Below are 10,916 nucleotides of genomic sequence, written 5' to 3' on the forward strand. Positions count from 1 at the left end.
GAGGAACGAAGCATCTACGCGAGATTCTTCGTTCCTCAGAATGACATTGGGCATTTCTTTCTGTGGAGTTCTCTTACAAACGGTTGTGTGCCCTTTTTTATTTATCTTTGATTTAATTACAAACGGTTGTGTGCCCTTTTTTATTTGATTAGCGACTTCCAGAAAATAAAATACCTAAATCATATATTTACCATCATATCCCTCGTAAGGGTGGGGAGACCCCACCCCTACATTTGTATTGATATATTGCAATTTGCGTAATTAAAGACACAATTAATGATGTATTAATTTAAATAAATAAGTAAGTCAGCACAAATCAACCAATTCTCGACCGTCTTGTAAATACTGATACAGAATCTACCGAAATCATTATGACAACAAACTTAGAAGTCTCCGTAACTCCCACCAGCGAACAAATTTCCCGCACTCAAGCCAAAATTGATGCTTACATTCAAAGTGTAGAAGCTAACCCCAATTTCCGTGCTGGCTCCACTCCATACTACGGTTTTCACGAAGCTGGGGAAGCCATACACGGTACTGTAATCATATTTCATGGCTTTAGTGGCAAACCCAAGCAAATGTCCAAGCTTTCCGATTACTTATTTGCGAATGGGTTCAATTATTACCAAACAAACCTAGCTGGACATGCTTTGCAACCACCCAGCAAATATTGGTGTCAGGTTGACCTAAAACCGAAAATCTACAACCCATTGCGGGAAAAAGTCCAAAAAGACAGCGTTTTAACAAACTATATCGCCAATTTCCCCACAGACCCAAATAAATTTGTGCGTCCCACTTTCCAACAACAAGCTGGTTTAGTCGGACGGTTGCTATTAATCGAACCACGTTTACTGGATATTGTCCCCGCAATCGAAAGGGATGATGACCCCGATTTTTACCGTTATTTTGATTCCAATCACATGGAATATCTCACCCATGCACAGCAAAGATTGGCAGAACTCGACGATATGCCAGGACCAATTTATACGATTGGGTTATCCGTAGGGGCTGCGATCGCACTTGGTTTGGCAGCAGATAAACCGACTCGTATCTCGAAGGTTGTTAGCTATGCTCCATTATTAAAGCTGCATACAAAAATTATGGAGCAATATGTGAATTTGGCTGGTCCATTGGATATCCATGAAAAAAGCTGGAGTCCAGGTGAAAGTTTCCCAATTGGGGCATTGACAGCAGCAGCAAAGTATGGTGCATTTGTACGTGAATCTAAAAATGTGAAAGCATTACAGCAGGTTCGGACTTTTATGGTATTGACGGAAAATGAGGATGCTGCAAGTATCCCCACGAATGAGAGGTTTTTCAATGATATTGGTGGGGAGAAAAAGGGAAATCGTTTTTATATTTATCCCGCTAGCGATTTAGTTCCCCATCCTCTGGCTGAACCTGATGTGAAAAGTCAGGGGATGACGAATCGTTTTTGGCAAAGTTTATATCAGGAGACTTTTAGGTTTTTAACCACTGGTGAAATTGACCCTGGGAATATGAGTAATACTGAACAAGACCCCAATTTACCCCAGGTTCCTCCTTTAAAATAGGAGGGTTACAATACTGTAGGGGCAAACGGTTGTTTGCCCTGATTTTTATTGTATCCAAACGAAATTTGTAGGTTGGGTGGAGGCTTTGCGTAACCCAACATTTTATTTATCAATTCATCACCATATCATCAAAAAGGGTGGGGAGACCCCACCCCTACAATTTGGGATAATTTATTTCTCGGTATTTCCTAATTTATATAGAGATGTTACATTCAATTATGTAAACTTAAACAGAGAATTATTCAGTTATATGAATATGACTGTACTCAATAACTAGCCAAATATTAGAATAATCTCCAATCATGAAAAATATTGATGGAGAAAGTTGAAAATGCGTGATAAAAGAAGGCATGGCTGTCTGACAGCATGGCTTATTTTTATGATTGTTGCTAACAGCTTAGGACTTCTCGGAAATGCTTATTTTGCCTTAAATCCGAAAGTATATGAAACTACTGCTGTTCAACAAGGACTGCGTACCATTCCCAGCTTTACTTTTTTACTACTTACTTGCTTGAGTGCCTTTAGTATTGCTTGTGCGATCGCATTATTTAAATGGAAAAAGTGGGGCTTTTACGGCTTTCTATGCGTTAGTGTTACTGCTTTCGTTGTTAACTTGTCTATTGGGATAAGTTTATTTCAATCGCTGCTTGGTTTTGTGGGAGTTGCCTTACTATATGGGGTTCTCAATATTGGTGAGGAAAATAAAGGTTGGACGCAGTTAGAATAGATCGATCGGGATTTAGTTAGTGAATCTTCCATAAATGTAAACTTACCTTGTTTTGAGACATCCATCTGTTATTTGTCAGACTAATGTTAAGATTAATACTTTTATTGATAAATCATATCATTTCTGTGATAGCCACATATCATCAAAAAGGGTGAGGAGACCCCTTGTATCTATAATAAATAAATGAGGGTAAACAACCGTTTACCCCTACATTGATTTGATTGGCAACTTGGATAATTCCAGAAAACTAAATCCAGAAAATTAAATCGAATCAGGATTTATACAGGTTCACTTTTTTGGCTAAACCCAATCTCTGCAATGCTCTAATGCTCCACCAAGTGACATCGATTTCCCACCACTTGTATCCAGATTTGGCAACGTTGGGATATTTATGATGGTTGTTATGCCATCCTTCTCCGTAGGTGACGATGGATACCCACCACAAATTAAGTGCGTTATCGTCCGCTTCAAAGTTGCGATATCCCCATGTATGGGTTGCTGAGTTGACGAACCAAGTGGAGTGCCACAACAATACCGATCTAAGGAATACTCCGTAAATTACAAATGACCATCCACCCAAGCCATATAGTAGTAAAGCAAGAGGAATTTGCAGCATTAAGAAATACTTATCCAGCCAGCGATAGAAGGGTTGTTTTAATAAGTCTGGTGCTGCTGTTTGGTAAATTTCGCGGTTGAAAAATTCTGGACGTGGGTACAAAAGCCATAGTACATGACTCCACCAAAATCCACGTTTGGCTGAATATGGGTCTTTATCTACGTGTTCGGTATGTGCGTGATGTTGCCTATGTCCACTTACCCAGAATATTGGTCCACCTTGCAGTGCTAATGCTCCCAAAATTGCGATCGCATATTCTAATAGTTTGGGAACTTGAAAGCTACGATGACTCAACAGTCGGTGATATCCTAAGCAGATACCAATGCTACCAAATAACCAGTGCAAAAATAGGGTTAAAAATAAGGCTTTCCAAGTAAAAAACCAAGGTGCAAGTAATGCTAACCCATGAAATGCTCCAAAGAATACTAAGTAAGTCCAATTAAAAGAATTTGTCGCAGCAGGTTTTCCGCTCTCGGAAGCGGTTGGAGAAGATTTTAATATCATAAAAGTTCTGTTGTTTCTTTTTTTCGATATATGGGTAAGGTTAACTGCCCTTACTCCCCTTCCCTGTGAGGGAAGGGGTTGGGGGTTAGGTCTTTTATTGGTTATGTACGCAAATCAATTACAGTTAAAAAGCAAGTCTCACTTACATTTACAATCCTAACAACACTTTCTAAAATGTGCAAGTGTCGCTTGCATGATTTTGGAAGATTTAAGAATTGTGAGTTAGGACTGATGTAGATTAACCCTGTAGGGGGATGTGGTGAGTTAATATTCTGATTATCTGCCCTTTATAATTTTTCCTATGAGTTCTACCCGACAACGTTTAATGCAAGCGGCACTTGAGTTATTTACGACTCAGGGAGTGACGAATACTACGACTCGGCAGATTGCGGAATTGGCTGAAGTTAATGAGGTGACGCTATTTCGGCAGTTTGGAAACAAGCATGGGTTACTTTTGGCTTTGTTTGAGGAATCAGATCGATTTACAAATTTAGCAGAATCATTGGTGGAAGAAATAAATCCTCCCCATGATGCAAGTCAAATTCTGAAGGATTATGCAAGTAACACTTTACTTACTTTGGAACGGGTTCCTGAGTTTATTCGTTCTGTGGTTGGTGAAGCTAGTCAGTATCCTCTGGAAAGTCGTCGGGCACTGGGTTTGGGGTTGAAGGAGATGAATCGCAAGGTTGGTGAGTATTTTGCTTCCACGGAAGGTTTGTTAACTACGAATTTGCCTGTTGAAAAACTGTCTGCGTTGATCAATACAATGACTTTGGGATATGCGATTATTGAGTTTACCTGTGAGATGCACGAATTTTGGCAGGATAGGGATGAATTTTTAGACAGTTTGGTGGAGTTGTTTTTGCATCAAAGTTCAAATGATAGCGTAGATTTGGTGAGAACAAGCCAAAATTCAAGTCAAAATTCAAGTCAAGATTCAAGTCAAAATTTAGAAGGTATGACTAGGGGAATACTCGATTTACCAGGAAATTTAGTTCACCAAATTTTACAGCAAGCTAAAAAAAAGGGATTACAGGATTTTGCTTTAGCATATCTATTATTTGCAACTGGGATATCTCCATCAGAAGTTATCACGTTACAAAAAACCCATCAATTCAGCGATGCTCAAACATATATTATCCAAATAACCTCACCCAAAATCACCCGTCAAGTACCTGTGAATCAATGGGTAATGGGGCAGCGTTATGGTTCCTATACAAATAATCCTCTCACAAAATGGCTAAAAAGTCGTAAAGATAATCAAACTGCGATGTTTATTAATGATGCTGGTTTGTCAATGTCGGAATTAGAGATGGAGGAATGCTGGCAAAAATGGACGGAAGGGCTTTTGACTCCTGAAGGTAAACAACCAAAAATATCCCAAGCGCAACCAACATGGTGTGTGGAAATGTTGATGCGGGGTATGAGTTTGGAGAATTTGAGTATTTTAACAGGAAGTGCGATCGCGCAATTACAACCCCTTGCACATAGGGCAAAGGAAAAAGCTGCCATTGAGCAAGCAACTCGTCTGGATCAAAAACCAGGATAGATTAATTTTGTACTCTTTTTTATTAATGTTCATTTAACAATTATTCAGTTATGAGGAACAGAAAAATTATGATTATTCCTGATATCTACTGATACAAATTCTGGGATGATAATTGTGGCTAAAGTAGCGATTTTAATTATTAATAATAGTTCTAGATAGACGGACTAGATTCAATTTATTAGTTATGATGAGGCGATATCAGTGCCAATTATTGAAAATAATTGGCTAAATTCTCAAAATACTTTGTGAGTTCAGTATTGGTATTTGCTTGATTCTTAATTACCAAATTTTTTAATTTTAACTAATATGCTCCCTACAAAAGTCTATAATGAACAATCCAAAGAAACCGCTTTGATTACCGGAGCGGCAGCAGGTATTGGTTACGAACTAGCGAGTATTTTTGCTCGTGATGGCTATAATCTAGTTTTAGTCGATAAAGATGAGCAAAAACTAACAGATATTGCAAATGAATTTAAATCAAAATTTGGTACTTTAGTAACAACTATTATCAAAGATTTATCTTTACCAACATCCTCTTTAGAAATATATGCAGAACTACAAGAAGCAGGAATTAATATTAATTTCTTGGTCAATAATGCCGGATTTGGTCGCTTTGGTTTATTTGCCGATACTGACTTAATATCTGAATTAGAAATGCTCCAAGTGAATTTAGTAACTTTGACTCACATGACCAAACTTTTCGTTCGTGATATGGTAAGAAATGGTCAAGGAAAAGTATTAAATGTTTCCTCCACTGCTGCATTTCAATCTGGACCATTGATGGCAGTTTATTTTGCCACTAAAGCTTATGTACTGTCTTTTTCGGAAGCGATCGCAAATGAGTTGGAAGGTACTGGTGTAACTGTAACTGTACTATGTCCGGGTCCAACCATATCATCTTTCCACCAAGAAACTGGAATGGCTGAAACTGCGCTGGTGAAGGGTAAAAAATTCATGGATGCAGCAACCGTTGCCTCTGTTGGTTATCATGGATTGATGGCAAATAAAACTGTGGTTATTCCTGGTCTTAAAAATAGGATTATGGTAGAAATGTTACGATTTTTCCCTCGTATTCTGGTGACAAAATTTGTGCGGAGTACCCATGAATTACCTAGTGCTAGTGTTTAGGAATAATTATAAATAAAATAAGAGGAAATCCCCCTTTTCAAGGCTACGTCTAAATAAAATAACCCCACCCTAACCCTCCCCTTGCTAAGGGGAGCCACTTGCGTGCGGGGGGTTCCCCCCGTTGAGCAAAGTGGCGTGAGGGAACTGGATTTCTAGTTTCCCCCCTTTGCAAGGGGGGATTAAGGGGGGTAATTTCTGGGATATGAAGAGAACTTAGACTTGTGTGTACACCGTAGCCTTGAAAAGGGGGGTTAGGGGGGATAATTTCCAGGATATGAAGAGAATTCAGACTTCTATGTATACCTAGACATCGCCAGGAAAGAAGTCATGTTTTATTTATCAAACTCAGGTTTAATTAATTAGATTTATGATTTTGGGCAAAGTTATTGATGTTGGGTAACGACACAAAATAAATTACTGGTTCAAATTTATATTTATTAATGTGCCTAACCTACTGTATCTAACTCAACCACAGGTATTATTTTTTTACAAAAGCGTTAAATAGTGATACCGATTGACATTTTCCCTATCTCAGCGTTCCTATACCTATTGGGGAGACAGTTCTGACTATAAATAATGAAATGAAATTTGCAGACACTAAGACACTAAGGACAATGATTATCTGGTTAAAAGCAACAAATGCAAGGGCAGAATCTAAATAACAGAGAAATAATATTTTTCGCAAAATTGAGAAGAGTTCAGAAATACAGATATCTGGAAGATAGTCAGAATCTATCATCCAAAAGCTAAGAACTTGCAGCAACAGTTTGGGGCTGCATCATGCACATTAAATCTTGAATACCCTTTTGCAGATATCGTGTCACTGTCATTGGGCTAGTACCAATACTCTTCGCTGCATCTTTGCGGGAAAGCTCCTTCAAGAATACCATTTCCACTGCCATGCGGGGCTTATCTTCAAGTTGGTTAATAGCACCTTGGAGTTGCTGACGTTCTTCCTCCTCATGTTGCATCGAAGACGAACGAGGGCAGGGAAGGGCTTCACCAAGGGTAATTTGGCAATCAACATAGTGAACTACAGTTGCATCCAAACTCAAAGGCATTCTATTTTGAGCCGCAAGCTTAGTTTCTTGCCATTCATGAACCGATACCCGAAGGATATCAGCAATTTCCGAATCTCTCACTGGACGACCTAAAGATTCCGATAATTCTTTACGAACTTTTTGACCTTCATTATAGAGTTCCTGCCAACGACGAGGAATCTTTAATAGAGTGCTGCGATCGCGTAAGAAATGCAGCATCTCACCACGAATGTAAGGTACAGCAAACGAGCTAAAAGCATATCCTTGACTGGGATCGAAACGCTCAATTGCACGAATTAAGCCAAAATAACCAATTTGTTCCAAATCTTCATAAGGTTCGTTACATTGATGGCTAAATTTATGAGCCATTTTCCGAACTAAGCCAGTATGTAACTGTACTAATCGATTACGAAGTTTAATAGTAGGATTCTGATGATATATGAGTAAGAGTTCCATACTATCATTTGGCAATGCACTGCGAGATTTTTCACCGTTGTAACAACTGCCATAACGCATATACGATTGATTCACTGCCATACAAATATCCTTTTTAATAATCTCAGTATTGACTTAATAGAACTGCGCTAATGTTCATCAAACTGTAATTATTTTCCTTAGGAAGTCATTTAGACACCATTCGTTATTTTACTGAACTTACGAGGGACGTACCCAAAAGTGCAGTATTTATACGGATAGTCTTTTTAGTATTTTCTGTTCTTGACAAGATTTTGAAGCTATTAAAACCAGTTTTTTGCTTTGATTGTAGTGTTAAAAAACTAACTTGAATCACCCTCTATTGCTTATCCCTGGCTTGTCTTGAGGATTAGTTTATTATTTCCAAAAGTATTAATCTATGGTCTTATCTTTGTTGTACCCAAAATTGATGGCAATATTGCGATCGCAGTTAATATTTTTTAAGTAAATGTCACTCAAGTTGAAAAAAATTGAACAATTGTGTTCTAAATCACAATTGCCCATGACATAGATTCTCGACTTTTCTTTCTTAGTCGGGAATTTGGTTGCTAACTCATAAAATTACGGAATTAGTGTTTTTACCCCTGTAGCTTGTTCAAAACTCGGCTAAAAAGGGATAGTGATGCTGTGGGGTTGGGAATGAATGAGCAAATTTTGCAAAATCGCTACGAAATTAAGCGACAGTTGGGGAAAAAGGCAGGAAGACGAACTTTATTAGCTGAAGATAAGATTACGCAAACGACTGTCATCATCAAGTTACTGACTTTTAGCAGTGATTTTGCTTGGGAAGACTTAAAGCTATTTGAACGGGAAGCGGAAACCCTCAAAACGCTCAATTACCAAGCGATTCCTAGTTATGTTGACTATTTTGAATTGGATGCTATTAGTAAGGGTTATGCCCTTGTACAGAGCTATGTGGAAGGTCAATCCCTAGAGGAACACATCAAAGCAGGACGAATATTTGCTGAGAAAGAACTCAAAGATATCGCATCGCAATTACTGGAAATTCTTATTTACCTCCATTCCCAATATCCCCCAGTTATTCACCGCGATATTAAACCCAGTAATATTATTTTGGTGGAGAATGAGTATGAAGGTATTGGTAAAATATATTTGGTTGATTTTGGCTCCGTCCAAACTTTAGCTAGTAAGGCAGGGAAAACAGCCACCGTTGTCGGGACATATGGATATATGCCGCCCGAACAGTTTGGTGGTTATGCAACCCCCGCATCCGACTTGTATAGTTTGGGGGCAACACTGATTGCTTTAGCTACGGGAACTCATCCTGCTGATTTGCCACAACAGGGTATGGGAATTGATTTTGAGAAATTGGTTGATTTGAGTTCCACATTTGTGGGTTGGTTGCAGTGGTTGACTGAACCGAGTGTTGAAAGCAGGTTAAGTTCAGCAACGGAAGCATTGGCAACATTGGAAAGCGGAAAAATTCAACTTCATCAAGTCGATACAGAAGCACTCAGTAAACCCGTAAATACTTGGTGGTTGTTTGGAAATGCCCTATTACGTAGCACCTTTGTTAGTGGTGGGATTGTGATGATATCTGCTGGGTTGTACGGCAGTATTGCAATTCCAGTCATGGGGACAATAATGGGTGGGATGATTGGTGCAATGATTGGTTTTCCCCTGGGTTTGGGTAATGGAGTTTTGATTGGTTTAATTACTAAGTTGTTTTTCTATCCTTTAAAAAATGCCACCCTACATAAACGTGTTTTGAGTATGACTAGCACTATTCTTGGTACTGCTGTTGCCATAACTTACTTTACATCGTTGGGGCTTGGAGGTATCGGGATGGGAAGTTCTACCGATCTAAAAAATTTCTTATTCATTGCGATCGCACCATCTATAATTACCGGGTTGAGTATGGGTGCTGTCAGTAAGTCTTTTGCTCAGTGGTATGAAAAGGAAAGCCGAGCTTCTAAGTATTTAGAATAATCATTTTTTCTAAAAATATCTCTAACTTATTATTGGAAGTTGAGGATATTGCTAAAATCCAAAATTATCTGCGTACCCTGCGGGAAGCCGCAAAGCGTCTAAATCTGCGTGCATTCTCTTCCATCTGCGGTTAATTATTTATTAATTACTTTATCTATGAATGAAAATACATCAAACCAAATATTAAATGAGCGATATCAAGTTATCAACGAATTGGGAAGACAAACGGGTAGACGCACATTTTTAAGTTTAGATTTGCAAAATCAACAGAAAGTAGTTGTCAAAGTTCTCTATTTAGGACAGGATTTTGATTGGCAAGATTTAAAGTTATTTGAACGGGAAGCTGAGACATTAAAGAGTCTCAATCATCCACAAATTCCTCGCTATCTCGATTATTTTGAATTGGAGACAACCAATGATAAAGGGTTTGGATTAGTGCAAACCTATGTGGCAGCAAAATCATTGGAAGAACAGTTACAAGCTGGACGAAGATTTAGCGAATCGGAGATAAAAGAGTTAGCAATATCACTTTTAAAAATTCTCAATTATTTGCACCAACAACAACCATCTATAATTCACCGCGATATTAAACCAAGTAATATCTTACTTACCAATCGTTCGGGTAATAGTGTTGGTGAAGTTTATTTAGTTGATTTCGGTTCGGTACAAAATATTGCGGCACAGGAAGGGGGTACAATTACAGTCGTGGGAACCTATGGATATATGCCACCAGAACAATTTGGTGGGAGAACAAAACCCGCATCTGATTTGTATAGTTTAGGTGCAACTTTAATTTATCTCATGACTGGTTTACATCCCACAGAGCTACCGCAGCAAGATTTACGGATTCAGTTTCCTCAAGTTGGTGATATTAGTAGAAAATTTTCTAATTGGTTGGAATGGATGACGGAACCTAGTTTACAACAACGTTTTGCATCAGCACAAATAGCCTTAAATGCAATCAAAAATCCACCACCAAGAACGAATATTACACAATCACTAAAACCAACTTTAAGTAAACCTAGAGGAAGTAGAATTAGTTTAATTAAAACAACCGATAAATTGACAATAATTTTACCTCCTACAGGTTTTGGAATTGGTTTAATTGCCTTAATTTCTTGTCTGACTCCATTTGCAATTGGTTTTACATTCTTCAGTACAGGATTAAGCTCTATAGTTACAGCAAATATTTTTATTTCACTTTTTGTCTGGCTTTTACAAGGAAGTGCGATCGCAGCCATTTCATTTCTAGTTTTATCTGCTATTTATAAACACATTCATCTAGAATTTGATAGTGTACAGATGAATTAACTGTAGTAAAAATGAGTTGATTTCTCAGCTCTTCGAGAACACCAAGGAAGAAAAGGAAGAAAAG

At 38.2% G+C, this 10,916-nt stretch carries 8 protein-coding genes; 6 read left to right on the forward strand and 2 right to left on the reverse strand.

The features are described from left to right. Positions 1 to 371: 371 nt before the first annotated feature. The gene (locus CK510_RS18600; RefSeq protein WP_095723123.1) at positions 372 to 1,553 is read left to right on the forward strand and encodes an alpha/beta hydrolase; all 1,182 of its coding nucleotides are present in this window, start codon (positions 372 to 374) and stop codon (positions 1,551 to 1,553) included. A 331-nt stretch (positions 1,554 to 1,884) separates the two neighbouring features. Continuing rightward, a complete protein-coding gene (locus CK510_RS18605; RefSeq protein ID WP_095723124.1) occupies positions 1,885 to 2,280 on the forward strand; it encodes a hypothetical protein in 396 nt (131 codons plus the stop codon). 271 nt (positions 2,281 to 2,551) lie between these two features. Here the strand turns inward: CK510_RS18605 and CK510_RS18610 are convergent, their stop codons facing one another. Next, positions 2,552 to 3,400, reverse strand: coding sequence for an acyl-CoA desaturase (locus tag CK510_RS18610; protein WP_095723125.1), 849 nt, complete (start codon positions 3,398 to 3,400; stop codon positions 2,552 to 2,554). A gap of 301 nt (positions 3,401 to 3,701) precedes the next feature. Between CK510_RS18610 and CK510_RS18615 the strand changes: the two genes are divergently transcribed. Together CK510_RS18615 and CK510_RS18620 are read left to right on the forward strand one after the other, a co-directional pair. Continuing rightward, entirely contained in the window at positions 3,702 to 4,949 is a 1,248-nt protein-coding gene (locus CK510_RS18615) for a TetR family transcriptional regulator (RefSeq protein WP_095723126.1), read from the forward strand. Positions 4,950 to 5,255: 306 nt separating this feature from the next. Beyond that, positions 5,256 to 6,077, forward strand: a complete 822-nt coding sequence (locus tag CK510_RS18620; RefSeq protein ID WP_095723127.1) for an SDR family NAD(P)-dependent oxidoreductase — start codon at positions 5,256 to 5,258, stop codon at positions 6,075 to 6,077. Between the two features lie 746 nt (positions 6,078 to 6,823). Here the strand turns inward: CK510_RS18620 and CK510_RS18625 are convergent. Beyond that, entirely contained in the window at positions 6,824 to 7,633 is an 810-nt protein-coding gene (locus tag CK510_RS18625; protein WP_095723129.1) for an RNA polymerase sigma factor SigF, read from the reverse strand. A gap of 597 nt (positions 7,634 to 8,230) precedes the next feature. Here CK510_RS18625 and CK510_RS18630 point away from each other — a divergent pair. Next, the gene (locus CK510_RS18630) at positions 8,231 to 9,541 is read left to right on the forward strand and encodes a serine/threonine protein kinase (protein WP_095723128.1); all 1,311 of its coding nucleotides are present in this window, start codon (positions 8,231 to 8,233) and stop codon (positions 9,539 to 9,541) included. 156 nt (positions 9,542 to 9,697) lie between these two features. Further along, positions 9,698 to 10,852, forward strand: a complete 1,155-nt coding sequence (locus tag CK510_RS18635) for a serine/threonine protein kinase (protein WP_245912211.1) — start codon at positions 9,698 to 9,700, stop codon at positions 10,850 to 10,852. Positions 10,853 to 10,916 lie beyond the last annotated feature (64 nt).

The sequence above is a fragment of the Brunnivagina elsteri CCALA 953 genome, assembly GCF_002289455.1.
Classification (GTDB): domain Bacteria; phylum Cyanobacteriota; class Cyanobacteriia; order Cyanobacteriales; family Nostocaceae; genus Brunnivagina; species Brunnivagina elsteri.

What these genes read in the sequence shown, in the direction of transcription:
- CK510_RS18605 (WP_095723124.1), top strand. Translation starts at nt 1,885, where the DNA reads ATGCGTGATAAAAGAAGGCATGGCTGTCTGACAGCATGGCTTATTTTT.
- CK510_RS18600 (WP_095723123.1), top strand. Translation starts at nt 372, where the DNA reads ATGACAACAAACTTAGAAGTCTCCGTAACTCCCACCAGCGAACAAATT.
- CK510_RS18635 (WP_245912211.1), top strand. Translation starts at nt 9,698, where the DNA reads ATGAATGAAAATACATCAAACCAAATATTAAATGAGCGATATCAAGTT.
- CK510_RS18620 (WP_095723127.1), top strand. Translation starts at nt 5,256, where the DNA reads ATGCTCCCTACAAAAGTCTATAATGAACAATCCAAAGAAACCGCTTTG.
- CK510_RS18625 (WP_095723129.1), bottom strand. Translation starts at nt 7,633, where the DNA reads ATGCGTTATGGCAGTTGTTACAACGGTGAAAAATCTCGCAGTGCATTG.
- CK510_RS18615 (WP_095723126.1), top strand. Translation starts at nt 3,702, where the DNA reads ATGAGTTCTACCCGACAACGTTTAATGCAAGCGGCACTTGAGTTATTT.
- CK510_RS18630 (WP_095723128.1), top strand. Translation starts at nt 8,231, where the DNA reads ATGAATGAGCAAATTTTGCAAAATCGCTACGAAATTAAGCGACAGTTG.
- CK510_RS18610 (WP_095723125.1), bottom strand. Translation starts at nt 3,400, where the DNA reads ATGATATTAAAATCTTCTCCAACCGCTTCCGAGAGCGGAAAACCTGCT.